Annotated in this window: 32 protein-coding genes; 23 read left to right on the top strand and 9 right to left on the bottom strand. The window is 40.1% G+C overall.

What is annotated here, in order from left to right:
* The first annotated feature begins 238 nt into the window (after positions 1 to 238).
* A complete protein-coding gene (locus CEQ83_RS18695; RefSeq protein WP_155017471.1) occupies positions 239 to 829 on the top strand; it encodes a CPBP family intramembrane glutamic endopeptidase in 591 nt (196 codons plus the stop codon).
* A gap of 101 nt (positions 830 to 930) precedes the next feature.
* On the opposite strand, the gene comJ is transcribed toward CEQ83_RS18695, so the two are convergent.
* Positions 931 to 1,338, bottom strand: coding sequence for a competence protein ComJ (comJ, locus tag CEQ83_RS18690; RefSeq protein ID WP_098113593.1), 408 nt, complete (start codon positions 1,336 to 1,338; stop codon positions 931 to 933).
* Positions 1,339 to 1,373: 35 nt separating this feature from the next.
* Positions 1,374 to 1,814: a NucA/NucB deoxyribonuclease domain-containing protein gene (locus tag CEQ83_RS18685; RefSeq protein ID WP_033579940.1), complete on the bottom strand. Its 441-nt coding sequence runs from the start codon at positions 1,812 to 1,814 to the stop codon at positions 1,374 to 1,376.
* A gap of 378 nt (positions 1,815 to 2,192) precedes the next feature.
* On the opposite strand from CEQ83_RS18685, the gene CEQ83_RS18680 reads away from it, so the two are divergent.
* Both CEQ83_RS18680 and CEQ83_RS18675 read left to right on the top strand, forming a co-directional pair.
* Positions 2,193 to 2,453 (top strand): metal-sensitive transcriptional regulator, encoded by a 261-nt coding sequence (locus CEQ83_RS18680; protein WP_013058561.1) that lies wholly within the window; start codon positions 2,193 to 2,195, stop codon positions 2,451 to 2,453.
* A gap of 156 nt (positions 2,454 to 2,609) precedes the next feature.
* Positions 2,610 to 4,559, top strand: a complete 1,950-nt coding sequence (locus CEQ83_RS18675) for an FUSC family protein (protein WP_028414987.1) — start codon at positions 2,610 to 2,612, stop codon at positions 4,557 to 4,559.
* 35 nt (positions 4,560 to 4,594) lie between these two features.
* Here the strand turns inward: CEQ83_RS18675 and CEQ83_RS18670 are convergent, their stop codons facing one another.
* Positions 4,595 to 5,413, bottom strand: a complete 819-nt coding sequence (locus tag CEQ83_RS18670) for a squalene/phytoene synthase family protein (RefSeq protein ID WP_028414986.1) — start codon at positions 5,411 to 5,413, stop codon at positions 4,595 to 4,597.
* A 325-nt stretch (positions 5,414 to 5,738) separates the two neighbouring features.
* On the opposite strand from CEQ83_RS18670, the gene CEQ83_RS18665 reads away from it, so the two are divergent.
* From CEQ83_RS18665 to CEQ83_RS18640, 6 genes are all read left to right on the top strand, one after another.
* Positions 5,739 to 6,410 carry a response regulator transcription factor gene (locus CEQ83_RS18665; protein ID WP_028414985.1) on the top strand — a complete coding sequence of 224 codons (672 nt, stop codon included), beginning with the start codon at positions 5,739 to 5,741 and terminating at the stop codon, positions 6,408 to 6,410.
* Position 6,411: 1 nt separating this feature from the next.
* Complete coding sequence (locus tag CEQ83_RS18660; protein WP_028414984.1) at positions 6,412 to 7,446, top strand: sensor histidine kinase; 1,035 nt, start codon at positions 6,412 to 6,414, stop codon at positions 7,444 to 7,446.
* A gap of 87 nt (positions 7,447 to 7,533) precedes the next feature.
* Entirely contained in the window at positions 7,534 to 7,890 is a 357-nt protein-coding gene (locus CEQ83_RS18655; protein ID WP_028414983.1) for a YxeA family protein, read from the top strand.
* Complete coding sequence (locus CEQ83_RS18650) at positions 7,887 to 8,654, top strand: ABC transporter ATP-binding protein (RefSeq protein WP_028414982.1); 768 nt, start codon at positions 7,887 to 7,889, stop codon at positions 8,652 to 8,654. The genes CEQ83_RS18655 and CEQ83_RS18650 overlap by 4 nt, the downstream gene beginning before the upstream one ends.
* Positions 8,641 to 10,551 (top strand): ABC transporter permease, encoded by a 1,911-nt coding sequence (locus CEQ83_RS18645; RefSeq protein WP_028414981.1) that lies wholly within the window; start codon positions 8,641 to 8,643, stop codon positions 10,549 to 10,551. Before CEQ83_RS18650 ends, CEQ83_RS18645 begins: the two co-directional genes overlap by 14 nt.
* A gap of 127 nt (positions 10,552 to 10,678) precedes the next feature.
* Positions 10,679 to 11,611, top strand: coding sequence for a patatin-like phospholipase family protein (locus CEQ83_RS18640; RefSeq protein WP_028414980.1), 933 nt, complete (start codon positions 10,679 to 10,681; stop codon positions 11,609 to 11,611).
* A gap of 11 nt (positions 11,612 to 11,622) precedes the next feature.
* On the opposite strand, the gene CEQ83_RS18635 is transcribed toward CEQ83_RS18640, so the two are convergent.
* Complete coding sequence (locus tag CEQ83_RS18635) at positions 11,623 to 11,988, bottom strand: DUF3221 domain-containing protein (protein WP_028414979.1); 366 nt, start codon at positions 11,986 to 11,988, stop codon at positions 11,623 to 11,625.
* A 173-nt stretch (positions 11,989 to 12,161) separates the two neighbouring features.
* Between CEQ83_RS18635 and CEQ83_RS18630 the strand changes: the two genes are divergently transcribed.
* From CEQ83_RS18630 to CEQ83_RS18620, 3 genes are all read left to right on the top strand, one after another.
* A complete protein-coding gene (locus CEQ83_RS18630) occupies positions 12,162 to 12,770 on the top strand; it encodes a hypothetical protein (protein WP_098113595.1) in 609 nt (202 codons plus the stop codon).
* A gap of 136 nt (positions 12,771 to 12,906) precedes the next feature.
* Positions 12,907 to 13,167, top strand: a complete 261-nt coding sequence (locus CEQ83_RS18625) for a hypothetical protein (RefSeq protein ID WP_016765166.1) — start codon at positions 12,907 to 12,909, stop codon at positions 13,165 to 13,167.
* A 290-nt stretch (positions 13,168 to 13,457) separates the two neighbouring features.
* The gene (locus tag CEQ83_RS18620) at positions 13,458 to 13,796 is read left to right on the top strand and encodes a hypothetical protein (protein ID WP_098113596.1); all 339 of its coding nucleotides are present in this window, start codon (positions 13,458 to 13,460) and stop codon (positions 13,794 to 13,796) included.
* 45 nt (positions 13,797 to 13,841) lie between these two features.
* Here CEQ83_RS18620 and CEQ83_RS18615 read toward each other — a convergent pair whose 3' ends face one another.
* Complete coding sequence (locus CEQ83_RS18615; protein ID WP_047750012.1) at positions 13,842 to 14,315, bottom strand: YtxH domain-containing protein; 474 nt, start codon at positions 14,313 to 14,315, stop codon at positions 13,842 to 13,844.
* Positions 14,316 to 14,642: 327 nt separating this feature from the next.
* Between CEQ83_RS18615 and CEQ83_RS18610 the strand changes: the two genes are divergently transcribed.
* Both CEQ83_RS18610 and CEQ83_RS27240 read left to right on the top strand, forming a co-directional pair.
* Positions 14,643 to 16,121, top strand: a complete 1,479-nt coding sequence (locus CEQ83_RS18610; protein ID WP_154992279.1) for a glycoside hydrolase family 32 protein — start codon at positions 14,643 to 14,645, stop codon at positions 16,119 to 16,121.
* A 132-nt stretch (positions 16,122 to 16,253) separates the two neighbouring features.
* On the top strand, positions 16,254 to 16,427 hold the full coding sequence (locus CEQ83_RS27240; protein ID WP_165573632.1) for a hypothetical protein: 174 nt from the start codon (positions 16,254 to 16,256) through the stop codon (positions 16,425 to 16,427).
* A 40-nt stretch (positions 16,428 to 16,467) separates the two neighbouring features.
* On the opposite strand, the gene CEQ83_RS18605 is transcribed toward CEQ83_RS27240, so the two are convergent.
* The 3 genes from CEQ83_RS18605 to CEQ83_RS18595 form a co-directional block, all read right to left on the bottom strand.
* The gene (locus CEQ83_RS18605; RefSeq protein WP_028414975.1) at positions 16,468 to 16,749 is read right to left on the bottom strand and encodes a hypothetical protein; all 282 of its coding nucleotides are present in this window, start codon (positions 16,747 to 16,749) and stop codon (positions 16,468 to 16,470) included.
* 199 nt (positions 16,750 to 16,948) lie between these two features.
* Positions 16,949 to 18,193: an MFS transporter gene (locus CEQ83_RS18600; RefSeq protein ID WP_228123019.1), complete on the bottom strand. Its 1,245-nt coding sequence runs from the start codon at positions 18,191 to 18,193 to the stop codon at positions 16,949 to 16,951.
* Entirely contained in the window at positions 18,190 to 18,927 is a 738-nt protein-coding gene (locus CEQ83_RS18595) for a MerR family transcriptional regulator (RefSeq protein ID WP_049166009.1), read from the bottom strand. Before CEQ83_RS18595 ends, CEQ83_RS18600 begins: the two co-directional genes overlap by 4 nt.
* Positions 18,928 to 19,010: 83 nt before the next feature.
* Here CEQ83_RS18595 and CEQ83_RS18590 point away from each other — a divergent pair, with 83 nt between their 5' ends.
* Both CEQ83_RS18590 and CEQ83_RS18585 read left to right on the top strand, forming a co-directional pair.
* Positions 19,011 to 19,691, top strand: coding sequence for a CPBP family intramembrane glutamic endopeptidase (locus CEQ83_RS18590; RefSeq protein WP_098113599.1), 681 nt, complete (start codon positions 19,011 to 19,013; stop codon positions 19,689 to 19,691).
* A gap of 227 nt (positions 19,692 to 19,918) precedes the next feature.
* Positions 19,919 to 20,881, top strand: a complete 963-nt coding sequence (locus CEQ83_RS18585; RefSeq protein ID WP_098113600.1) for an aldo/keto reductase — start codon at positions 19,919 to 19,921, stop codon at positions 20,879 to 20,881.
* A gap of 36 nt (positions 20,882 to 20,917) precedes the next feature.
* On the opposite strand, the gene CEQ83_RS18580 is transcribed toward CEQ83_RS18585, so the two are convergent.
* The gene (locus CEQ83_RS18580; protein WP_033579956.1) at positions 20,918 to 21,304 is read right to left on the bottom strand and encodes a MerR family transcriptional regulator; all 387 of its coding nucleotides are present in this window, start codon (positions 21,302 to 21,304) and stop codon (positions 20,918 to 20,920) included.
* A gap of 187 nt (positions 21,305 to 21,491) precedes the next feature.
* On the opposite strand from CEQ83_RS18580, the gene CEQ83_RS27235 reads away from it, so the two are divergent.
* From CEQ83_RS27235 to CEQ83_RS27225, 7 genes are all read left to right on the top strand, one after another.
* Positions 21,492 to 21,662: a hypothetical protein gene (locus tag CEQ83_RS27235; RefSeq protein WP_165573631.1), complete on the top strand. Its 171-nt coding sequence runs from the start codon at positions 21,492 to 21,494 to the stop codon at positions 21,660 to 21,662.
* Between the two features lie 62 nt (positions 21,663 to 21,724).
* Positions 21,725 to 21,883 carry a hypothetical protein gene (locus CEQ83_RS27230; protein ID WP_165573216.1) on the top strand — a complete coding sequence of 53 codons (159 nt, stop codon included), beginning with the start codon at positions 21,725 to 21,727 and terminating at the stop codon, positions 21,881 to 21,883.
* A gap of 20 nt (positions 21,884 to 21,903) precedes the next feature.
* Complete coding sequence (locus tag CEQ83_RS27670; RefSeq protein WP_255256921.1) at positions 21,904 to 22,032, top strand: hypothetical protein; 129 nt, start codon at positions 21,904 to 21,906, stop codon at positions 22,030 to 22,032.
* 158 nt (positions 22,033 to 22,190) lie between these two features.
* Complete coding sequence (locus tag CEQ83_RS18575) at positions 22,191 to 22,712, top strand: hypothetical protein (protein ID WP_098113601.1); 522 nt, start codon at positions 22,191 to 22,193, stop codon at positions 22,710 to 22,712.
* A 64-nt stretch (positions 22,713 to 22,776) separates the two neighbouring features.
* Positions 22,777 to 23,295, top strand: coding sequence for a GNAT family N-acetyltransferase (locus CEQ83_RS18570; protein ID WP_098113602.1), 519 nt, complete (start codon positions 22,777 to 22,779; stop codon positions 23,293 to 23,295).
* 2 nt (positions 23,296 to 23,297) lie between these two features.
* Positions 23,298 to 23,780, top strand: coding sequence for a DinB family protein (locus CEQ83_RS18565; RefSeq protein ID WP_098113603.1), 483 nt, complete (start codon positions 23,298 to 23,300; stop codon positions 23,778 to 23,780).
* On the top strand, positions 23,764 to 23,931 hold the full coding sequence (locus tag CEQ83_RS27225; protein WP_165573630.1) for a hypothetical protein: 168 nt from the start codon (positions 23,764 to 23,766) through the stop codon (positions 23,929 to 23,931). The genes CEQ83_RS18565 and CEQ83_RS27225 overlap by 17 nt, the downstream gene beginning before the upstream one ends.
* Positions 23,932 to 23,933 lie beyond the last annotated feature (2 nt).

Here is a 23,933-nt window from a genome sequence, read left to right as displayed (position 1 = left end):
ACTACCATAAAGCGAATCAGAAGGACAGTGAAAGGAGGAGTTTTATATCCAATATTTACGAATAAATGTATTACTCATCTTTATAATAAGTTTATTTTTCTCGGGTATTATTCTTTTTTCTTATAAGTTATTTGCTGCGGGACTGTTGCCTATCATAGGCTTGCTTTTTATCTATGCTTTAACCTTTAAATATCGTTCAACGGTTTCTCTGTTTCTATTCTTTTTAGTAGGGACATGTATGTTTCAAGTAGGAAGCAATTATTTCATTGAATGGGATCTATCTAAAGAGATGAAAATCATTGTAAACAGAGTTTTACTTTTGTTTATCATAGGTGGACTATTGCTTTCAATTTTATTGTCCAAGCAAAAGGTATTTCTTTTTGCATCATTACCAGACTGGCAGAAACGTATAGTGATGGCACATCATTCAATTAAACTAACGTATTTTTTACTGTTTGGTCTAATTGGTTCGGCTACAATTTTTGTACCTTTACTATTCGCTGAAGATATAAGCTATACAAAATCATTCGTCATATACGGTATAGTATTCTCAATCATAAACGCTATTTTAGAAGAGGTGCTTTGGAGAGGGATCATGTTATCTCAATTAAAAAGTAATCTATCGACTTTTTACGCTGTTTTTATTACGAGTATTGGATTTGGTCTCTTGCACATATCAATAGGAATTCCTGTGGTAACAAGTTTACTTTTTTCTTTTGGTGGACTTTTCTATGCATTTGTCGTTTTAAAGACGAAAAGCATATACCCAGCCGTAGTTTTTCATTTTATTATTAATTTAGGCATGGTCTTTAACGGATGGATATTTTAGTATCTTGCACCAAAAAGCTCAGAGCTATATATCGCTCTGAGCTTTTTATGAGTTATTAGTGTTGTATATTACCTGAACTGTCTACAGTAGGTCGTCTTTTTTTATTGACTTTCAAAATGCAGCAAATACTTCACTAAATAAAGGCCTGAGTTTGTTTTTTCTTGAAGAGGAATGGTCAGGCACGTAACGTAATAATATCCTTTTGGAATATCATAGCTTAAAGTTTCAGATAGGACGCTTTTGATTTCAATCCCATCGCTTTCGACGTGAAAAGGAAGGCGAGTGGTCTTTTCAGCCTTTGATGCGTCTGGAGTTTCGTTTACCCACACTTCGACAATGGCTTTTGTGTTCGACACGGCTTCAAATGAAATAGCTTTATCGTCTGCGACATATCCTTTTTGAATATCTTCATCACTCCAGTCGTGATGGGGCTTTGGCTGTCCTTTTTGAAACAGCGTAAACTGATGATATGACATCGTTAGCTCTTGTTCTTTCCATTTTGTTTTCATCTTTTCACCTCTTCAAAGTAAAGCTTGTTCAGCTATTATTGCACGATAAATTGTACGCGTGTACCATCTGGGTATTGTTCTAATTGATTTCCAACCCATGAGCCCGCTCCGCGGTTATCAGAAGGTGAAATATAGCGAATATCAGCTCCCGCTCCGCCTTCTTCGCACATAGCCATTGGCCATTCGTCGCGGTCATATCCTGTTTTTGTTGGGTATCCTTTCAGCGATTCTTCCCGATTCGCTTCAGCACCGTCGCGATCAATTGTGCAAACGGAAGAGTGACCAGCGGCAATCGCGTCGCGAATATGATCACCCGTTTCAGGATATCGGTCCAGTGGAAAATAAAGCGTTGCATCATAGTTTACTTCGGCTTCCGTTTTTTCAGGAGCTAAAAACGCCGCATGTCCTATAAACCCTAAAACGCATGCAATGATAATGAATAGACTTGCCATTAATTTTTTCCCGTATGTACTCATCTCAAACCTCCAGTGTAGTCGTTTTTACAGCTTAACTATACTCTCAGATTGCTAAGTTTAGATTACAGGACAATAAATACGGTGTAAACAAGTATTAACAATTATGTAAAAATGATCATTTTGTCTTATCTGTAAGATTCAAAAGGCCTCAGAATATTCTAGGAGTTATACTTTACGGTGTGTACCTTACTTACGATTCAGTTTAAATGGAGTGTGAAGTGTCTAATTGTATGTCTATGGGTCCTAGGTGAAAAAAAAGAGTCAACTTCCTTTACTTGACATCATACCCTAATAGGTATAAAGTTGTGTGTACATTTACTTCTTGTGTAAGCTTAAAAGCAACAAACGCAATCATGCATGAGCGGAGGTAGTAGTATGATGGAATATGATAAGCAAGTTAAAAATCGGTTGAAACGTATTGAAGGTCAGTTAAAAGGCGTCTTAAATATGATGGAACAAGGAAAAGACTGCCGTGACATTGTGACACAGCTCTCAGCAGCCAGAAGCGCAATTGATCGCACGATGGGTGTTATTGTCAGCACAAACCTTGAACAATGCGTAAGAGAAAGCATTGAAAAAGGCGAGAACACGGAAAACTTAGTAAAAGAAGCAGTAGAGCTGTTAGTAAAAAGCAGATGAGACATTCGTTTCATCTGCTTTTTGTTTTTTCTGTACGCTGCTTAAAAGGATAAAAAGCGCTGTTCCTAAACACAATACGGATAGGAACAGCGGTTTTTTAGGTTTATCTCGTTTTAAGAACAGGAAAGATATATGAAGAGAAAGGAGGAGGGCAAGGTGAATGATGACAAAAAGTCACCAACATATAACCATACGGAAATTCATCATAAAATTGAAGCTTCTCCAAAAGCGCCGGGAATCAAAGCTGCTTTTCGCTTTAACCACGCTTCTTCTCCGTGGGTAAGAGGAATCAGCTCGGGCTTGTCTTCAAGTTTGCCGATTTTAATAGGCATTTTGTTTGGTCATTTGCAGTACGGACTCATTGCAAGTATTGGCGGCTTTACATATTTGTATACAAAAGATGAACCTTACGCGCAGCGTGCCGTTAAGTTATTTTTAGCTTTGCTTGGCGTTACGCTGTGCTTTACACTCGGCTCTTTATTTGCTGACGTGGAGTGGATGAAAACTATTTTATTTGGTGTGATTGGAGCCGTATCGGTTTATATCTTCGGAGCTTTAAAAATTCCGGGACCTTCCGCGATGTTTTTTGTCCTTTCATTTGCAGTGAGTACAAGCATTCCAGCTCCGAATTTACAGGCAGTTTTTTTGCATGCAGGCCTCGTTTTTTTAGGAGGAGCACTATCTTGGTGTATTAGCATGAGTGGCTGGCTTATTAATCCGCGAGGGCCTGAAACGGCCGCTGTGGCGAAAGCTTATAGGCAGCTAGCTTCATTTGTTGGATCACTTGGCACGGAATCGTTTCACGCTGAGCAGCACAAAACGGTTGTAGAGCTTCGGGCAGCGGAAACAGCGATGAAGCAAGCGAAAATTAATCGAAAAAAATCATCGTTTTCTCACCGGCTGTTTTTATTAAACCAAAAAGCTGAAGGGCTGTTTATTTTTGTGATGGCCGCTGCGAATGATTTTAATCCGGCTGTTTCGAAAAAAGCACAAGCGGTAATTGAAACGTTCGCATCCGAAATGGCCACGTTAAAAAAACATAAAAAAATTCGAGACGTGCGAGAAGAAATTGAAGAGCTGTCCATCAAAGAAGAGCTGCGCACATTATTACTAGATGTAAACGACGTTCTTCAAATGAAGGAATTAAAAGAAACGGAGTATATTCAATTTTCACAAGGCAGCGTAAAAGCACGGTTAAAAGCTGCTTTTCACAAACGTTCGTATGTACTTAAAAACGCTTTGCGCTACGGAATTATTATGATTATCGCCGCAGCTGTTGCCTACACGACAGACATTCCAAGGTCTTACTGGATTCCTCTCACGTGTGCAGGAGTGATGCTTGGGGCAACCGTTCGTGCAACGGTTCAGCGAGGTATTCAACGCTCTGTCGGAACCATTTTAGGTATTTTAATTGGAACCGGGATTCTCATGCTTGAACCAACGGGAATTGTCATTGCGCTCATTGTCTTTGTGCTTCAGTCAACGATTGAAATTGTGATTGTTAAAAACTACGCGCTCGGTACGCTTTTTATCACACCGAATGCTCTTTTAATTGCTGAAAGCGGTCATCCGGACAAAGCGATTAGCTATTTTACGTCCGCTCGGGTGATTGATATTGTTATTGGTTCTGTTATTGGAGTGGTCGGTACGGTATTAGTTTTTAAACGAGCTTCTTCGCTTCGTCTGCCGTATTTACTTGGAGATGTCATTCGAAAAGAAGGACAATTTTTAGAAATGCTAAGCACTGAACAAGATGAAGAAAGAATTAAACAAGAAAGAAATAAGCTTCAAGGGGAACTAGTTAATCTTCGGGCGCTTTATGATAATGTGATTGGAGAATATTCTAAAACGGCCGTCAAGCTTGAAGGACTGTGGCCGGCAGTTGTCGCTACGCAGCAGTTAGGTTATATGCTTCTTGCGTCGTATGAAGGATATGAGCTGTCAGAAACGGAAAAGCGAGAGCTTCAAGAAACGTTTGCTCAGCTAGCCGCAGCAGCAGAGCAAAAGCGAGCGCCAAAGCTTTCAAGTGTTCCGACCCTGAAACGCTACCCCATTATTCAAGGGGAAATCACTGCTTTATATGAAAGTCTGCAGGTAGAAATATAAAAAGCACGGAACCAATGGGCTCCGTGCTTTTGCTTTTACATATCCACAACTTCACTTACCGTTTTATTTACATCGTCACGCGTCATTTTTTCTTTTCCTTTCATTAAGGCGTTTAACGTTCCATCGGCAAGCGCTAACGGAATTTTACAGAAATGAAGAATCGGAAGCGATTTGACATCTTCTAAATATTTCTTTCCTAGTGACAGATTGCGGCGAGCATAGGCAAACATATCTTCTCTGCTCCAGTTGTTAGGGAAGAAGCTGACTCCACGCTCTGAATCTTCCGAGGTATTGCGCAGAATATTTACAGACTGCAAGCCGCGTCCAAATGCAATGGCTAATTCTTTGTCTGTATCCGTGCCGTCATACCATTTCCAAATGTCGTTAAGCATCACGCCTACTAGACCAGCTACATAGAACGTATAGTCATCTAAATCCGCTTCATTTTGAATATGCCAGTCTTTTTCTACCCAATCGGCCATTCCTTTGGCCATAATAGAAGTTGCATCTAATACTTGATCTGCAACTCCAGTCGGACAAAGCGCAATCCAGTTGCCGAGCTGAAGCGTTACGTCAGGTAAATCAGCTTGATAAGGACCTACTAATGCCATGTAGTCGTCTTCGTTAAAAGACTTTTTTAACAGGTCACTAATGGCGTAAAGCAAGCGGCTTTTTACACCGGCTTCTAGCTCAGGGTGATCTTCAATTTCATCAATTGCCCTCATACATAAGTAAGCAGATCCTACTGCATCTTGCAATTCTGCCGGCAAGTGGCTAATTGGAATAAAAAATGTTCGGCTTGTCTCTTTTAACATCACCATTGCGTTGTCGCGTAATTTGTTGGGTACACTCATTGATAACTAGCTCCTTTTTACATATCCACATGTCAAATTAGTTTAAGTTTTCATCTTATATACTATAGTAACAAAAAATGAGCATTTAATGGAGTTTAAAGATTACTTATTAACGATATTGTCATTATTTTGTAGTATTTAAACAGAGATACTTGTATCATGCACAAGTTTACACTACGATAATACTCGTTCATTCTTCATTTTACAGACATAAAAAGTTTATTTTTAAGAAAATTGCCGTCATGCTAATGGGTTAGATGAACTTTTAAGAAAACCCTCAACAGTCGGGTATACATAATACATAGGAGAATACAGAGGTGAAGGTATGAAAATTTTAATTGTAGAAGACGATAGCAAAATATATGAATTAGTGAAAGAAAAATTCGAACAGTGGTCATTTGAAGTGGCTGGAGTAGAAGATTTTCAAAAGGTAATGGAAGTATTTATTGCAGAAAGCCCAGAATTGGTCATTTTAGACGTGAATTTACCTGTATATGACGGGTTTTACTGGTGTCAGCAAATACGTACAGTTTCAAAAACTCCTATCGTATTTCTGTCGTCTCGTGAACATCCAATGGACATTGTTATGGCAATGAATGTTGGGGCGGATGACTATATCCAAAAGCCGTTTAACTTGGATGTTCTTATTGCTAAAGTGCAGGCACTTCTGCGCAGAACGTATTCGTATGGAGACACGATTTCAGACGTTATCGAGTGGAACGGCGCGGTGCTAGACTTAAAAAAAGGAAGTTTGCATTATAACGATCGAGAAGTTCATTTAACGAAAAATGAATTTTTTATTTTACGGCTTCTTTTGGAAGAGCGAGGCAAGATTGTATCGCGAGAAGAGCTTATGCGAAGATTATGGGAAGATGAGAAATTTGTAAGTGACAATACGCTTTCAGTCAACATCACACGCATTCGTACCAAGCTGGAAGAAATCGGGCTGAATGATCAAATCGTGACCAAAAAAGGTCAAGGATATCTGGTGAATTAAAATGTGGAAAAGTTTTTTAAGAGAAAGGCTAAGCTGGATTCTATTCGTTCTTCTATGGCTGAGTGTAATCGATGCTCTGCTGCTTCTCGAGTATGATATTAAGGTATCGTCTACTTCGTTTTGGTACTTGAATCTTTTAACGCTGTGTATGCTAATTCTGTTTCTTTTATGGAGAGGAGTAAAAGAAAGAAGATTTATAAAAAGATTAAGTTTAATGCTGCAGAATGACGCGTACGATTTACAAGAAATGCATTCATACGTGCGAACGAAAGCAGATGAAGACATGCTGAGTCTGCTGCAGCGTATAGATCGTGTCTATCGCAGACAAACTCACGCTCTTCACGTACAGCAGCGAGAACAGCAGGAATATATAACGACGTGGGTTCATGAAATCAAAACGCCGCTTACTGCTATGAAGCTGCTTATTAACGCTCGTCGTACAGAGCTTTATAAATGGCCTTGGCTTAAGGATATTGAAGATGAATGGATGAAAATTGATGGGTTAGTAGATCAGAATTTATATGCCGCACGTCTGCGTCACTTAGAAAAAGATTACCAGGTGCAGGCAGTGTCGCTAAGCGAACTTGTTTTTCCAAACGTTGCGTATTTCTCGAAATGGTGTATTGAGAAAAGACTGCATATTGATGAAAAGAATCTAGATACGTTAGTGCACACTGACCCAAAGTGGATGCAGTTTGTTGTGAAGCAAGTGTTATCCAATGCAATTAAATATAGCCCTCTAGAAGGAAAGCTTTCTTTTTTTAGTGAAGAAACGCCGAAGTATGTGAAGTTATTTATCGTTGACCAAGGGGAGGGCATTCCACCACAAGACCTTCCGCGCATATTTGAAAAAGGATTTACAGGAAATGTCGGAAGAAAATCGAAAGGAGCTACGGGGCTAGGGCTGTATTTTTCAAAAAAAATTACAGATGCTCTTGGCCATCGAATAGAGGTACATTCACTTTTACACGAAGGAACCACGGTAATTTTGACCTTCTACAAACCGAATTCTTTTGATAACCTTTCAAAAATGTAAGGTTGAAAGCCGAGATTGTCATCTGCTTCAAACGAATCTTTCCTTGTTACGAAGTAAGATAGAGCTATACACAAGGAGGGAACGTACATGAAGCGAAAGTGGATTAGCCTTTTAGCCCTGATTTTTATTGTGGGAGCATGTATAGGAGGAGTAAAGATTTATCAAAACGCCGCAACGGAGCATCAATACGGGATCATCCCAAAAGAAGCAAAAAAAGTGGACGACTATGGACGAGTTCAATATACCATTTCAGTAATAAACGAAAAAGGACAAACAACTTTTCAAACGTTTACGACGATTAAACAGTTAAAAGAAGGAACGGTTATTGACCTTTTTGTTCGAGGTAACGAAGTTCGGAAATATGACATTATAACAAAAAATGAGCTGCCGCAGCGGGTGAAAAGCGTGTGGCCTACAAAAGAACGAAAGGAGGAAGGGAAATGAGTATTGTCCTTGAAGGGAAAAATGTAACCAAAACGTTTGGATCAAGAGGAAACGTATACGAAGCGCTACAAGGAATTGATTTTACAATCGAAGAAGGAGAGTTTGTCGGTATTATGGGACCATCTGGAGCGGGAAAAACGACGCTGATGAACATTCTTTCAACGATTGACCGTCCCACAGATGGCGAGGTATGGATTCAAGGAGAAAACGTAGCGCTCATGAAAGATAAGAAGCTGTCTGCTTTCAGACGCAATCATCTAGGATTTATTTTTCAAGATTATAATTTACTGGATACGTTAACAGTAAAAGAAAATATTCTTCTGCCGCTTACGGTTACAAAAATGTCTAAGAAAGAAATGGAAGCGAAGCTGAAAGACACCGCAACGCGACTAGGCATCTATGAGCTGGCGGGTAAGTACCCGTATGAGATTTCTGGTGGACAAAAACAGCGCGTTGCAGCAGCGAGAGCAATTATTACGAATCCAGCCGTTATTTTCGCCGATGAACCTACCGGAGCTCTTGATTCCAAGGCCGCTTCAAGCCTGCTTGAAAAGATGTCCCAGTTAAATCAAGAAGACCGTGCCACCATTATTATGGTGACGCATGATCCGCTGGCTTCAAGCTACTGCAGCCGCGTGCTGTTTATTAAAGACGGACAAATTTACACGGAGCTGTTTAAAGGCGAACAAACGAGACAAGAATTTTTCAAACGAATTATGAACATTCAAGGCGCATTAGGCGGTGAAGGCTATGACCGTATTTGATCTTGTTAAAAAGAATATGCGCAAAAATATTAGTCGGTACAGCCTTTATTTCTTTTCAATGATTTTTAGTATTGTTGTGTACTATGTGTTTGCTACGCTTCAGTACGACCAATCGATTTCAAAAGTGATTGGAGAAGAGATGAGGCTGCAGGGCATTTTTAATGCTTCAAATTACGTTTTGCTTACTTTTATTGTTGTCTTTATTTGGTACACAAACTCATTTTTTATCAGACAGCGTAAGAGAGAGCTCGGACTGTATCATTTAGTCGGTATTGAAAAACGTACGATTGGGAAAATGATTTTCTACGAGAATATGCTGCTGGGGATTTTTTCTTTGGTGGTCGGTATTTTACTAGGTACCGTGTTTTCAAGGCTGTTTGTGCTGTTTTTACTAAAGCTTATGGGACTGTCGTTTTCTATTACGCTCACATTTTCTCTTCAAGCGGTTTTGAAAACAGCCGTAGTGTTTTTGATTGTTACCATTTTTATCTCGTTTCAAGGCTATTTTATTATGTACCGCTATACGCTATTAGATTTGTTTCAAGCAGAAAGCAAAAGTGAACGCGTAAATAAAATGAATTCGAAACGCTCAATTGCAGTGGGAGGACTGGGTATCTTACTCGTTGGCTATGGGTACTACCTTTCATCGGGAAACATTGTGACGCCTAATTTTTTTCTAATTGTAGCCGTTGTACTGTTCTCGGTCATTTTCGGTACATTTTTACTTTTTAAAGCCACAATTGAGTGGCTGATGGGACTTTACCGAGAGCATGCAAGCCGATATTATTCGTTTGCAAATATGCTAAGCGTTTCTACGATGATGTATCGCATTAAAGCAAATGCACGAGTGTTAACCCTAATTACGATTTTGTCGGCTACTACACTTGTAGCAGTTGGTGTGACGTATTCCTCGTACTATAACACAAAAGCCGATGCCAGAAGCATGCAGCCTTATGACTATACGCTGCACAGTAAAAACGCAGCGCAAGGCTTTATGGATGTACTGCGTGAGTTAGATATCCAATCAAATCAGTATGTCTATCATATCGTGAAGCATTCCGCTGATTTATCGGATTTTCGATTTATTACATCGGGCTACTATAAAGATAGGGAACAAATCAGCTTTTTAGATGAAGAAGAAGTGCGGAAAAATGGCGTTTCGGTTCCTGCGCTAAGCGCAAATGAAACCGTTATTTTTGATTCAATGGCAAAAGGAAAAGTGTTTAAGCCTAGTACAGGTAAAACCGCAGCTGTGCAGCTGAAGGAATCAGAACAGCTTGCTTTAAAAGTCGTTAAATCCGAGCCTTTGCTCATTCTTGATTCTGACAGTGCCGGCTATCAGTTTGTAGTCAATCACGACACGTTTATCAAACTTTCAAAGGCTGGAAAAAAGCAAGCGGTGTACGTATTTAATACCGATGATGGAAACAAACAAAACGAACTTACTAAGAACTATCATCAAATCGCAAAAGAAGCTGGAGAAAGCCGTACTTCATACTATGATGTGTTTCAGGCAGGCTTAATGAGTAAAGGATTGTTTATTTTTATTGGAGGATTTTTAGGGCTCGTCTTTTTGATGGCAACGGGCAGTATTATTTATTTTAAGCAAATCTCCGAAGCCGAACAAGAGCGCAAAAGATTTGAAGTACTGCGCAAGCTTGGGTTTTCAGTGTCTCAAATGATGAGCGCCGTTCGAAAGCAGCAGCTGTTTACGTTTGGTTTGCCTTTAGTAATTGGCATCTTGCACAGTCTATTTGCGCTGAAGGTCATTACGAATCTAACCGGTGAAAGTCTGATCGTTCCTGTTTTAATAGCGGATGCAGTATACGGGGTTATTTATTTCATTTTCTACTGGCTGACAATGAATTACTATCGAATGGTAATAAAGCGACTGTAAAGAAAAGACTGTTTCGATCAAAGAAACAGTCTTTTTTTGTTAAAAAAATAAAAGGTATGGAGTAGCGAAAACCTGAATATAAAAAAGGGTATATAAAAACTAGAGAGTTGTATAGGAGGGGAAAGATGTGAAAGCAGATGCTGTGTTTGAAGGGGGAGGAGTTCGAGGAATCGCATTCACCGGTGCGATTGAAGCGATGGAAGAAAGCAATGTAGAATGGCAGCGTCTAGCAGGTACGTCAGCCGGAGCGTTGATTGCGGCACTTTTGGCGAGCGGCTATAAAAGCGGGGAAATTCGCAAGGAGCTTCAAAACATGGACTATGCCAAGTTTCGCGGAAAAACGATCATTAACCGAATTCCTCTCATTGGCAACTTGATTGAACTGATGGTTCATTTAGGTTTTTATAAAAATGATTATTTGGAAAAATGGGTGTACGGTCTGCTGCGTGAAAAAGGAATCGAAACGTTTGCAGATTTGCCTGCAGATAAGCTGAAAATTATTGCCTCAGATATTTCGAACGGACAGATGCTTGTGCTCCCTGACGATTTGCCCCGATACGGAATGCAGCCAAGCGATATGAAGATTTCACAAGCCGTGATGATGAGTGCGTCCATTCCTTTTTTCTTTCGTCCCGTCATTTGGAAATCCAAAGGGTTCAAGAGGTCATACATTGTCGATGGAGCGCTTTTAAGCAATTTTCCGATTTGGCTGTTTGATACGGAGCATCCGCGTTTCCCGACGTTTGGTTTTCGATTTGTAAAAGAAGAAATTGATACAGCTGCTATTATTCCAACACCTGTCCATTTATTTAAAAGCATGTTTACAACGATGCTGCAAGCTCACGATTTGCGGTATTTGAACGCGGAGACAAAAGAACGAACCGTACAAATTCCAACGGGTGTGATTACGGCAACGGATTTTGCATTAAAAGAAGAAGAAATCGAGTTTTTATATGAATCTGGTTATATATCAGCAAAGCGCTTTTTAGAAAAGTGGGATTTTGAACAGCATAAAATGAATCGGACCGAACGTCCGCTGACGCGAAGGAAGCTCCTGTAACAGGAGCTTTTCTACGGCTGTTTTAAAATGTTGACTTCCACAGCCTCGCCTTTTGCGGGAACAGAATACTGAACGCTTTTGTCTTTTTTGAGCCATGCTTTAACGAGCTGTCCTTTTTTGTATGTTTGATCATCTGCAACTTTTACATAAATAGGCTGTACATCGCTAGAACCAAGTATTTCTTTGGTTGTATAGTCAAGCGCGGTATCTCGCGGAATGACGTTTGCAATGAGAATTTCATTCTGTTTCACTTGTAAAATGCGCCCTTGAACTAAATAGCCGGCCGGCTTTTTTGACTGCTCGGCGTTATCCGAACAGCCGCTTAAACAAATAAAAAAGAGAAGAAAAAGTGCAGCTGATTGAACGGTAAACTTCATAAAATCTCCTTTCCGTTTTAACATGACTACCATTATAGCGCGTTTGACCATTTCTTTTCCAGTTTTCGGAGAAAGCAAGAGGTAATCATTGACGTTATTTCAGCGCGCGTGATATGTTTTAACTCATAAACGCTATATTACTAGAAGCTATGCTTAGTACGGGAGGTCCTTGTATGGATGTTACCTTTTTAACCAATGTTATTCGACATATATTAGAACGAGATAATTTTGTCATAGACTTTGAAGAATCAGACGAACAGAATATTCATTTTTGGCATCGAGACGAGCCGTTTCGCCTTTTTATTTCAGAGCAAATGGAGGATTATTTAGTATGGACCGTGTTTGAAAATGAAAAAGAACAGTGGAGCGGCAAGACATTTCTTCAAGAAGTGACGAATACGTGTAAAGACTGCAGTGAGCCAATCGCACACTGGATTTATAAAGATGGAGGCAAAGCAGGTTATTGCGATCGTTGTCTTCAAACGTTTGGAAATGCGTATTTTACCAATGCTGATGATATCAAGCAAAACCTTCATTTAATTGACGGTTCTATTTGTTTTATTACCGATGAAACCGGAAGCGACTGGTGGATTGCATATGAAGGATTCAAACGAGTAATTGCAAGATTAGAAGAAAATCCCAATCAGAAAGTCGAAATGTACAAGCCTGAATATCCCGTCTTTAAATGGGAAATACATTTTCTAGAGGAAAACAATTCTGCTAGCTTTAAGTTCAAAGATGACTTTGCATCTGGAATTGTACCGAAGGGAAGAATACTCTAACATCCTTGTTATAAGGGTGTTTTTTCTTATAATGGGAAGTTTTTTTGAAAAAAATAATTAATTTAGGTTAAAAAGAAGGAATTAAAGGGTAAAGAATAGAAGATATATCACTATAGGAAGAATGGGGGAAATAATTATGACAACTACAACAAATTTAACACTGGGGTACAAAATGTACACGATTGATTTTAGCCGTCCAACGCAGTCTAACGAGGCACTGCTTGATTTCTTTAAAGATGTGCAGCACAGACAGGGAAATAATGCAGAAAGCTTTTCTAAAACATTAATGGAAATTGAAGAAATCAAAACAAAATATGTAGATCATGAAATTGTCCTGCTGGCTAAATCGCTTGAACAGCAAATAAGCCGCTCAAATGCAGAAAAACTTGAGGTCTGATAATCACCAGAAATGGTCGATTTATCAGACCTTTTTTATTTTTATCGATGTAGCTCTGTCTCCGTGGCTGCTCTTTAGCCACGGAGACAGAGCTAGACCTAAGCGGAAGTTGTCCTCCCTTGCGGGCTGCCAACTTCCGCATAGGTGGACCTTTTTGGGGGAATTCAAGGGGTCAGGGAATCTGGTAGCGTAGGTTTTTGGTCGACGTTAAAATGCTGTACATTTCTCAGGACGTTTGATTTCATCAAAAGTTGTAGATGAATAGACTATTAAGTCGTTGGAGGCGTTATATGGTTGGAATTTGCAGCTGGAAGTGTGCAGTGAGTGGAATAAGTATTGCGAGTGTCTACAGTAAGCAGCCGTCGTGGCAGCGGGAGTGTTATTTGGTGACACCTGGTAAAGTTTATTATGAGTCGTGCTATCAAGGGTACGGAGAGTTTGCGGGAATGGATATTTTTTGTTTGATGAGAGAAAGCGGAGCGGAGCAAGAAGACAGTGAAGGGATAGCGGTTTTGAAGCCTAAGATTGTGCTGGCGAAGTATTACAGCGGACAGCGTTATGAAGAACTGCCGGAATCAGAGCCGTGTCCATATGGAGGCTATTTTTTTGAAGGGTGGAAGGAAGGATAGCGAATATACATAAAAAAGCTGTAGAGATATCTCTACAGCTCGTTATTAACGTCTTGTTTCATCGACAGATTGTTCTAAGTCACTTACTTCTTGCGTAATTGTATTTAATTCTTCTTGCACCGCTTCAGCTTCAAGAACAGGATCTTGAACGATTTCTGTCGTTTCAAGCTCTTCTGCTGCAGCCGTTTCTGCAAGCGGCTGTTCTTTAGCAGTGCGTAGAGATTTCACTTTGTTGACAACTTGCGAAGATTGTTCGGAGACTTTTTGTGAAAGACGAGCCGTGCGCTGTTTGAAATCTTGGCCTTTTGCATATACCGTTTCTTTCACTTGACCTGTTTTAGCAAGTGCTTGATTCGCTCCGTCTTGAATAGAAGCACGCAGCTCTTTTCCTGACTTTGGCGCTACTAGTAAAGCTGTTGTTACACCCACTACGCTGCCTACTAAAGTGCCGACTAATAACTCTTTGCTTCCACCTTTTGTTTCTTTACCCACTGTTTCTTTTACGTTTTCTTTTGTCATGACATTTCCTCCTTTTATAATATGTAATATGAAGGGTTTACCATTTTGTTGAATACTTCCTGCAAAACGCAAATGATTCGCTAAAAAAATCTGCAAGTGCCGTCGGACGCTCGTACAGGCTGGTGAAATTTGATTGTATATAGTATTCAACCACCTGACAGAAAAACCTTCTTTTCTGCTATAAAAACAGAAAAAAACTTATCTATAAAATCCGACACAAGAAAACGACAACATTCGTTCTTTGGTAGCATTTTCACTTGAAATTTTATATCATAGAGTGCAAGGAGAATACGTTCTCTTTTTTTAGATGCTGGAGGGATTGAAGAAATGGCTGAATCGAAGTACAGAACGATTTTAGAAGCAAAATCTGGAGAGTTAGAAGCATTAAAAGACAAAGCAATCAAAGACAGCTGGCAGCCGATTTATCATATTCATCCACAGTACGGGCTGATGAATGATCCAAACGGATTGATTCAATTAAACGGTGAATATCACGTGTTTTATCAGTGGTATCCGTACGGTGCGATGCATGGAATGAAGCACTGGGCTCATGTGAAATCTACGGATTTAGTAACGTGGGAACGCCTTCCGGTTGCCCTAACACCAACGGAAGAATATGAATCGCACGGCGCATACTCAGGCGGCGCTATCAAAAAAGATGGTCAAGGGCTGCTGTTTTATACGGGGAATGTAAAATACGAAGACGGCTCACGCTCAGCTAATCAATGTATCGCGATGCTAAAAAGGGATGGAAGTGTAGAAAAATACACGCATAATCCAGCGGTACGAGGCGTTCCTGATGGGTATACAGGACATGTGCGCGATCCGAAAGTATGGAAAGAAAATGATACATATTATATGCTGCTGGGCGCTCAGCGTGAAAACGAAACGGGCGCATTAATTGTGTATGAATCAAGCGATGCGCTTCAGTGGTCATTTAAAGGCGAAGTTCAAACATCGCTTCCTGACTTTGGCTATATGTGGGAGTGCCCGGATTACTTTAAACTGGACGGAAAAGATGTGTTTGTCTTTTCACCGCAGGGAATCAAAGCGGACAGCCACGATTTTCATAATATTTATAATGTGATTTACGCGGTGGGAACCTTTGATGTGGAAAGTTTAACGTTTGAAATGGAGTATTACCGTGAAATTGATAAAGGATTTGACTTTTATGCACCGCAAACGTTTCAAGATGAAAGCGGACGTCGCTTGCTATTTGCATGGATTGGAAACCCGGACGTTGACTATCCATCAGACGAATACGGATGGGCCCATGCATTAACGCTTCCTCGTGAGCTTTCCCTTGAAGGTAATGAACTTGTTCAAAAGCCTGTAGAAGAGTTAAATAAGCTTCGAGATCAAGCGGTTCATTTTAGAGGAACGCTAAAAAATGAAGAAGTGATTATTGATGAAGCAACAAACAATGCCTATGAAATCAATATGACGTTCCGCGAGATAGGGGCCAAACAGTTTGGTTTAGAGCTGTTTAATAGTAAAGAAGAAGAGCTTCGCCTTGTGTTTGATACAGAAAAGCAAGAAGTGAGACTCGACCGCTCTTCATTCCACCATCAATATGCAACGGAATACGGTGTCGTTCGCTCTGAAAAATGGACGGCGTCAAATGAAGTCGATGTTCGCGTATTTGTCGACAAAAGCATTGTCGAAATTTATATAAACGGCGGTAAAATTGTCTTCACTTCCCGCGTATTCCCGAAAAAAGATTCTAAATCAGCTGTAAATGTATTTGCAGAGGGATCTGTGGACTACCGTATTGATTATTACGGTATGTCGCGCGGCATTTCGTAAATGAGAAAAGAAGCTGTGACAAAAGTACTTTAGCGCAAGTGAAAAACGAACCACTAATTAACATGTTTGATTAGTGGTTCGTTTTTTTTACGATGGTGAATATAGTTTTATCTGTTTCGTTCCTTCTAGCAGTTGATTGGAGGGCAAGGCGAAGACTCCTGCGGGACAAGCGGAAGAGGTGAGACCCCGCAGGAGCCAAGCGACGAGGAGGCTCAGCAGCCGCCCGCGGAAAGCGAAGCCTTGCACGGAAATCAACTGCGGTGTAACAAGCGGTTCAGCTCATGTATCTCATTTATTCGTCTTTAGGTTAGCTTCATTTCGTTATGTTTTAACCTTTTTTTGAGCTCTATAAAAATAAAATACAAATACAAGAAGCAACTAAATGAGGAACAGCTGCAATAATAAAACGTTTCATCCATTCTGTATCCTCTCGCTGCCGGACCGGGGTAAAGTAAGGTCCTCTCGTTTCAAATCGAAATGTATCCAGTAAGGTTACGAGTGCAATTGCCGTAAGTAATATGCCAAGAGGGCCTGAAATATAGTAAATATACTGCCAGTTGCCTGCTGTAATAGAAATGATAATCACAATAATTAAAGATATAATGCCAGATATTAATCCCGTTTTCAAACTAAAAATCTCCTTACATCCAGTTTTTGCTTATCTATTTTACCATAACCGAATGAAGGTTTGTATATACGGCTCCGGACTGATATTTACTTTTTGGCTGTTCTTCTATGTAAGTATCTTCTCGTATAAAAAGAGTTTCCTAGCAAAAGCAGTGTCCCTAGAATCCAGCCGGCTGCAGGGGAATAAGGAAAGATATTTTTTATGCGTCAATCTGAACGTTTCTTTCCTGTTTATCACGCAGCGACATCACCATACTCACAAATCCAACGCTTACGATGATGATTGCCGCCGTTAAAAAAGTCGTCTGAGCACCTGCAAGCTTTACGACCATGCCTCCAAGAAGAGGAGCAGTAAGTAAAACGGCACTCGTTAAGGTGTTAATGAATCCGTACACTTTTCCGAGGTGTTCCTTGTCGCTATATGCTTGAACGATATAGTTAAACAGCAGTAAATTAAGCCCAACTCCGGCCCCTCCAATAGGTGCAGCAATCAAAATAAAATAGCGTGACATAACGGCTGGGTTAAAGCAGCTAATGAAAAATAAAGCCCCTCCAAATAGAAGCAGTCCAAGTGATAAAAGCCTAAATGGATGATGAACGTGTTTTTTTCGATTAAGATACACTCCTGTTGCTAGCGCTCCTATCCCGATTCCAGAAAGCAGCCAGCCGAGCATTTCCGGGTTATGAGGGAGCACATCTCGAAGAAAGATGCTAATTTGAGCGTCAACAAGCATGACGACAAAGTATGAAACGTGAAACAAAACAACGACACGTAAAAGAATTGGGTGCTGAAAAACGAGTTCCCAGCCGTTTGAGTACGCTTCTTTCGCTTGATGGGAAGAACGAGCAGCTTGCCCTTGAATATTTTCACCTGCTTTTTTAAGTGAAAACAGCAAGCCGATAGAAATCATACAAGCTGCGGCGTTAACTAAAATACATGCTTTAGGCGTTGTAAACGTCAGCGCGGCGGCTCCGAGAAACGGTCCCACAACTTTGGCAATTTGAAACATAATGTTTTGTAAAGTAGAGGCCTGCAGCAGCTGGTCTTCTTTGACCACTTCTCGAACGTAAGCGAGCTGTGCGGGCACTTTCATAACAGAACTCATAGAGCGCAGCGTCAGCACCCCTAGTGCCAAAAGCGGTTCATTTGTGAAAAACAACAGACATGTAAACAGAAGACGGACTAGTTCAGACAGAAACATCAGCTGTACTTTATTGTAGCGGTCTGCTAAATTTCCAGCTGCTTGACTTAGCAGGATGCTAGGCAAAGCGTACGCGACAGGAATAAGCGTAATCCAGAGGGAATTTGCGTGCCACACGTATGTAAAAAGCGTCATCACCGCAAACATATCAAATAAATCTCCGAAGCTTGCCGCAGTACTTGAAATAAATAATTTTTTATAAGAAGAATTAGCAAACAGCTTTTCTTTTTTCAATACTTTCATTCCTTTATGTGTTGTTCGTAAAAAATAATCGCATCTTCAATAAATTGAAGGACTTCGCTGTCAATAGGATAGAGATTAAGTGAACTGGATGCCTCAGGAGATTTGCGAATATCCCAAAAGGCTTTCTCTAAATCGGTATGAGGGCCAAATAGCTCACTTGATAAAAGCAGTATATCCGCCGCAATCAGCTGGCCATCTTCAGACTGTGGTGAACGCTGATGCTTTAAACACAGCTGAATTCGTTTAATGATGCTGATCCATTTATCAGCACTCTCATTCTCCAGTTTAGGCATATCACGCTGCAGAATCTCACTTTCTTCTATTGAAAGCAGATCAGTCCAGCTGCTTTGTGTAGTAGGCTGATTGTGAACTAAAGGAAGGAGCTGCTTCCAGTTTAGTTCACCTTCTATTTTTATACTGTTGCGAAGAGTGTGGGTGTGTTCTAAAGCTCGCTGAATTTCTGAAGCTTTTTGCTGAAGTTTTTGCTGATGAATCGCTAAAAGTTCATCAATACTTACTTGATGAAGAATAAGTTCAATATCTCGCAAAGGAACGGCTAAGTTTTTTAACAGGGTAATTTTCTCTAGTGTGACTAAGTCCGTTTCTGAGTAGGAGCGTTTTCCATTTTCGGCTTTTGACGATGGATGAAGCAATCCGATTTGATCGTAGTAACGAAGCGTACGCACCGTGAGCCCTAATTTTTTAGCGGCTTGCCCCGTAGAAAAATAAATCATGTTTAATCCCTCCAAAAAAATGCTTGCAGGTAACGTTACGTCACCTTTTACACTGAATATAGGTAAAAGGGAGGCGAAGTAAATTGAAACAACAAAATCAAGGATTATGGACAATAAAATCATTTGTAATTATGCTAGTCGTTACGTTTATTGGTGTTCCTGTTTTCATTGAAGGAGCATTGCAGCACGTTTTCCAGTCGCTATTTAAAAGTGAGCTCTATGCTGGAACAGCTACTGGATTTGTTATGGCAACTGTGTTTTTATCAGCTCTGTATTGGCTGATGGTGCAGGATGGTGATAGAAAAATTGGTTTTCAATCGTTTTCAAAACGTCACTGGCCGCTCATTCTTTTTTGGCTTTTTGTGCTGATCTTAGGAAGTGTGGCAATTGTTGTACTCATGGAATGGTTTGGTATGACGTATGAAAATAAAAAAACAGCCAGTTTACAGCATGACCTGTCGCTGTTTTCATTTATACTTGCTTTTGTTTCAGCCGCTGTGATCTCACCTTTTTATGAAGAGATTATTTACCGAGGTTTTTTTTATACGTGGCTGAAACGTAAAGGAGGGATTGTATTTGGATTGGCGGGAAGTTCGTTTATCTTTATGCTGGTGCATATTCCAACGTACAATACCTTGCCCGTTAACTTTTTTTCAGGTCTCGTATTCGCTTGGGTGTACGAAAAAACAAAGTCGTTGCTTCCTAGTATGATCATTCACGCTTGTTTTAATGGAATTGCCGTGATTTTAACGGCGGCAGCTTAATGTAGTTTCGATAATGGGTAAGCTATGATTTATCTTACCATATTATGTCTACTGAAGAAGCGAATTGTAAAAAAATAAGCGGGAAATGAACCAAAAAACTGCTAGAAGCACTGCCTGTTCCTAACAGTTTTTTGTATATGCACGCACGCTCAAGGCTTGTCTTAAAGTGCACATTAAGGTGTATGATAATAGTGACTATAAACAGAAATAAAAAGGAGAGGGTATCGATGCAATATCGAAAGCTTGGAACAACAGGTCTGGAAGTATCAAATTTATGTCTAGGTACCATGGCGTTTGGACGATGGATTGACGAAAAAGCGTCGGCAGCTATTTTACATAGCGCCATTGAAAACGGAATTAACTTCATTGACACAGCCAACTATTACGGAAAAGGGCAGGATGAAGAGTTTAGATATGGCACAGGGGAATCTGAAGAAATTATTGGACGCGCGTTAAAAGGAAAACGAGATGATGTTGTGCTTGCAACAAAAGTCGGCATTGCCGTAGGAAAAGGCAAAAATGATAAAGGTCTTTCACGCACACATATTATGAGAGAAGTGGATAATCAGCTGCGACGACTACAGACGGACTATATTGATCTTTATCAAGTTCATCTTTTTGATCCGAATACACCTATGGAAGAAACGCTTCGCACGCTAGATGATTTAGTTCGTCAAGGCAAAGTTCGTTATATTGGCTGCTCCAATTATGCCGCGTGGCAAATCGCAAAGTCTCATCATATTAGTGACAACATGAATCTTGAAAAATTTATTTCCGTTCAGCCTCAGTACAATCTTCTCTCTCGTGAAATTGAACAAGAGCTGCTGCCGTTTAGTCAATCCGAAGGTGTAGGCGTTATGGTATACAGTCCGTTAGCGCGCGGCATGCTTTCAGGCAAATATAAAACACCAAATGACGTGCCGCCAGAAAGCCGTGCTGCACATGGTGAAAAGCTGCTGCGAAACTACTTTACTGACCGAAACTTTCAGCTGGTGGAGCAGTATCGCAAGTTAGCAGAACAACATGAAGTAAGCTTGTCTCAGTTTGCTCTTTCATGGGTGCTAAATCAGCCCGCTGTGACATCAAGCATTATCGGAGCTAGTAAATTGCACCACGTAACAGATGCAGTTGAAATCAGCGATTGGACATGGTCAGAAGAACTGCTAAACACCGTAAATTCACTGTATTAATAAAAAGTCCGCAGGTGCACCTGCGGACTTTTGTGTTTATATTTTAATTTCTTTTTGCTCTAACCTTGCTTCTAGTGAGTCGTACAAAGCTAACTTGTAGTTAATTTGCTCGAGGTATTTAAAAGTTTTGGCCATTTCTTCTTCTACCGCTTCTTTGTGCTGAAGCATCATGTTTTTTCGTTCTTTAATCGTGCTTTCGCCTTGTTTATAGAGCTCTACATAGCGCTTTATTTCTGCAAGCGGCATGCCCGTTGAGCGCAGAGCTAAGATAAAACGGATCCACTCAATATTCGTATCGTTATAGAGGCGCTTTCCATTCTCATCACGTTCTACAAAAGGAAGGATTCCTTCTTTTTCATAATAGCGCAAAGTCGGTGCGGAAAGCCCGGTTTTTTCATTCATTTCTTTCATGCTATAAGACAAGATTGTTCACTCCCACTTATGAATCGTAAAGCTTACTTTAAGGTATATGATAATCGATAGTTGAACGTTTTATCAAATTCTTTTTCGGTTATTTTTTAAAAAAATGGAACTTTTATACATTTTGTCCGTAATAACAAGTAGACAATAAGAAACTTACTGTAAAAGGTTAAGTAAAGGGGATAGAGTAATGAAAAAAATAAAATGGATTAGTTTTATACTGCTGCTGATTTCAAGCGGAGTGTTTTTTATCAATCATCAGTACGCCATTTTACTAGCGGCTTGGACCGCTTACGGAATGGCTTTATCAGTCCTGGTTTATTTCTTTTCATACGGCATGAGTGATTCAAATCAAGAATAAAAACCGTATGCGCGTTTCTTATTGTCTTCAAAATAAAAGCAGAAAATGAAAGGATGGAGGAAATGGGAGAACTTTTTTGGATGATTTTTTTCGGAGCGTGTATTTGGGTTCCACTAATTTGGAATAAAATTGCGATTGGCAAGCGCATCGCACATGAAGAAAAGAAAGCAGGACGTGATTTAACAGGGGAAATCAATCCGTTTACTGGAGGAAGAATGTAAATAGGCGTAAAAAAGAGGCTGTGATAAAAGTATTTTCGTTGAATGAAGATCCGAATGATGAATTGAGATTCTTAATGCAGAATCAACGAGGAGGCTCACCGGCCGCCCGCGGAAAGCGAAGTCTTGCACGGAAATCAACAGCGGTGTAACAAGCAGTCCAGCTTATTTATCTCATTTGTTCATCTTTAGGTTAAAGTAATTTTGTTATGTTTCAGCCTCTTTAATTAATAAAGAAAACAATAGTTTAATTTTGTAATCAATAGTATAATTAACCATATTTATTTTAGGCAGAAAGGCTGATGAAAAGGTGTCAACATTCTTTTTAGCCGGCGTGGTACTTGTGCTGGTGATGATTATTTTTTCGCGTACGCTGTGGGTGCCCAGCGGAATGCTAGAACGTCTCAGCAAGAAAAAGTGGTTTCAAAACCACTGGCTGAGCGGAGGCTATTTGTTTGGCATTAATGTTTTATATTTTGGTACTACGATATTTTTACTCTATCTTCTTATGTTTACAGATATCCCTTATTTACATCTTGTTCTTATGTTTTTAGCGACGATTGTAAGTGTTCTCACGTGGAGCGCTTTTAGTACAGCGTGGACAGGGTCATTTAAAAACCGTCTTAAAATGGCTTTAACAGGAAGCAGCTTTTACTTGATCGTAGCATTGATTATGGTGATCCAGTGGCTAAGCGTTAAGCCTCTGTATCCCAATGAAGATACGTTTATGCGAGCTTTAGGGTGGATGCTTGGCTTTTTCGTTTCAGCCGTCGCTTTTAGTATATGTTTTATCTTCACTGCTTTTCTTGGAAAACGTTCAGCACGTGTGTAAGGATATCATCCGTTTATTAACGTTCTTTTCTAGTTAACTACTATTGACGAAAGCAGGGGTAAACGTGATTCGAGAAATTTTAGCTTCCGATGCAGCCGCTTTTTTAGCGTTAAATAAAGAGCTTGATCGAGAAACAGCCTATATGCTGTACGAGGAAAATGAGCGTGCGACTACGCTTGAACAGCAGAAAAAAATGATTACAACTTCTTTAAAGATGCCGAACTCGACCATTTTAGTGGCGGAACAAGACGGCCAGCTTGTCGGACATTTATCTGTGATTGGCGGAAGCGTTAACCGAAAAAAACACAGCGCATACTTAGCTGTTGGCGTGCTTCAATCTTATGGAAACCGGGGCATCGGCACTTCGTTGTTTAAGGAATTGGAGAGATGGGCAGAGCAGAGCGGCATTAAACGAGTGGAGCTAACGGTTATGACCCACAATGAACCGGCCATTTCGCTGTATAAAAAGATGGGTTTTGAAATAGAAGGGAAAAAAGTATGTTCGCTCGTTGTAGATGAAAAATCAGTCGATGAATATTATATGGGAAAGGTTTTTGAAAAAACGTGCTTAAAGGAGAAATGAACATGGAAACGACGATTGCTCAGTTAGATGAATGGGTGATAAAGCTCCCTAAAAAGCTTGAAGTATTCTCTGAAGCAGCGGCGTCAAACCGTCCTGCTCCTAAGAAATGGTCACCTAAAGAAATTGTGGGGCACTTATGTGACTCAGCCATTCACAATTTGCAGCGCTTTATCAATGTGCAGCATGAAAAAATACCTTTGGCCCTGACTCCTTACAAGCAAGATGAATGGGTAGAGCTGCAGTACTATCAAGCTACGTCTATGGAAGAAATAGTTGCCCTATGGCGCAGTTTAAATAAGCAAATTGCTTCCGTTCTTTCGCATATACCAACAGAAAAGCATATGTATCAATTCAAATTAGAAGATGGAAACTTCGTTTCGCTCCAGTGGTTGGCTAAAGATTATATTGCTCATTTAGAGCATCATATTAAGCAAATTGACGCTCAACTGCCGCTAGGAGGCAAAGAGGATGAAAAAAGAACATAAAAAAGAAGAATCTCAGGTGAAAGTAGATTTGAGAGCAGGCCGCGCCTATGGTGATCATGAATACATAGGATCTTCGAAAAATGGCGTGCTTCTTGCTTTGTTACCCGTTCTGATCATTGCTGGAGGTATATTTTTTTTGATGGTAAAATGATA

Origin of the sequence: Priestia megaterium (assembly GCF_009497655.1) — a bacterium.
Classification (GTDB): Bacteria; Bacillota; Bacilli; order Bacillales; family Bacillaceae_H; genus Priestia; species Priestia zanthoxyli.
Note: the sequence above shows the minus strand (reverse complement) of the source record. Positions and strands in the feature narration are given on the sequence as shown.

Coding starts and splice junctions, on each gene's coding strand:
- CEQ83_RS18565 (WP_098113603.1), top strand. CDS start 23,298: ATGGAAACGACGATTGCTCAGTTAGATGAATGGGTGATAAAGCTCCCT.
- CEQ83_RS27225 (WP_165573630.1), top strand. CDS start 23,764: ATGAAAAAAGAACATAAAAAAGAAGAATCTCAGGTGAAAGTAGATTTG.
- CEQ83_RS18630 (WP_098113595.1), top strand. CDS start 12,162: ATGGATGTTACCTTTTTAACCAATGTTATTCGACATATATTAGAACGA.
- CEQ83_RS18595 (WP_049166009.1), bottom strand. CDS start 18,927: ATGATTTATTTTTCTACGGGGCAAGCCGCTAAAAAATTAGGGCTCACG.
- CEQ83_RS27235 (WP_165573631.1), top strand. CDS start 21,492: ATGAAAAAAATAAAATGGATTAGTTTTATACTGCTGCTGATTTCAAGC.
- comJ (WP_098113593.1), bottom strand. CDS start 1,338: ATGAAAACAAAATGGAAAGAACAAGAGCTAACGATGTCATATCATCAG.
- CEQ83_RS18655 (WP_028414983.1), top strand. CDS start 7,534: ATGAAGCGAAAGTGGATTAGCCTTTTAGCCCTGATTTTTATTGTGGGA.
- CEQ83_RS18625 (WP_016765166.1), top strand. CDS start 12,907: ATGACAACTACAACAAATTTAACACTGGGGTACAAAATGTACACGATT.
- CEQ83_RS18695 (WP_155017471.1), top strand. CDS start 239: ATGTTTCAAGTAGGAAGCAATTATTTCATTGAATGGGATCTATCTAAA.
- CEQ83_RS18665 (WP_028414985.1), top strand. CDS start 5,739: ATGAAAATTTTAATTGTAGAAGACGATAGCAAAATATATGAATTAGTG.
- CEQ83_RS18600 (WP_228123019.1), bottom strand. CDS start 18,193: ATGAAAGTATTGAAAAAAGAAAAGCTGTTTGCTAATTCTTCTTATAAA.
- CEQ83_RS18660 (WP_028414984.1), top strand. CDS start 6,412: ATGTGGAAAAGTTTTTTAAGAGAAAGGCTAAGCTGGATTCTATTCGTT.
- CEQ83_RS27230 (WP_165573216.1), top strand. CDS start 21,725: ATGGGAGAACTTTTTTGGATGATTTTTTTCGGAGCGTGTATTTGGGTT.
- CEQ83_RS18680 (WP_013058561.1), top strand. CDS start 2,193: ATGGAATATGATAAGCAAGTTAAAAATCGGTTGAAACGTATTGAAGGT.
- CEQ83_RS18610 (WP_154992279.1), top strand. CDS start 14,643: ATGGCTGAATCGAAGTACAGAACGATTTTAGAAGCAAAATCTGGAGAG.
- CEQ83_RS18585 (WP_098113600.1), top strand. CDS start 19,919: ATGCAATATCGAAAGCTTGGAACAACAGGTCTGGAAGTATCAAATTTA.
- CEQ83_RS18645 (WP_028414981.1), top strand. CDS start 8,641: ATGACCGTATTTGATCTTGTTAAAAAGAATATGCGCAAAAATATTAGT.
- CEQ83_RS18620 (WP_098113596.1), top strand. CDS start 13,458: ATGGTTGGAATTTGCAGCTGGAAGTGTGCAGTGAGTGGAATAAGTATT.
- CEQ83_RS18650 (WP_028414982.1), top strand. CDS start 7,887: ATGAGTATTGTCCTTGAAGGGAAAAATGTAACCAAAACGTTTGGATCA.
- CEQ83_RS18615 (WP_047750012.1), bottom strand. CDS start 14,315: ATGACAAAAGAAAACGTAAAAGAAACAGTGGGTAAAGAAACAAAAGGT.
- CEQ83_RS18685 (WP_033579940.1), bottom strand. CDS start 1,814: ATGAGTACATACGGGAAAAAATTAATGGCAAGTCTATTCATTATCATT.
- CEQ83_RS18635 (WP_028414979.1), bottom strand. CDS start 11,988: ATGAAGTTTACCGTTCAATCAGCTGCACTTTTTCTTCTCTTTTTTATT.
- CEQ83_RS18670 (WP_028414986.1), bottom strand. CDS start 5,413: ATGAGTGTACCCAACAAATTACGCGACAACGCAATGGTGATGTTAAAA.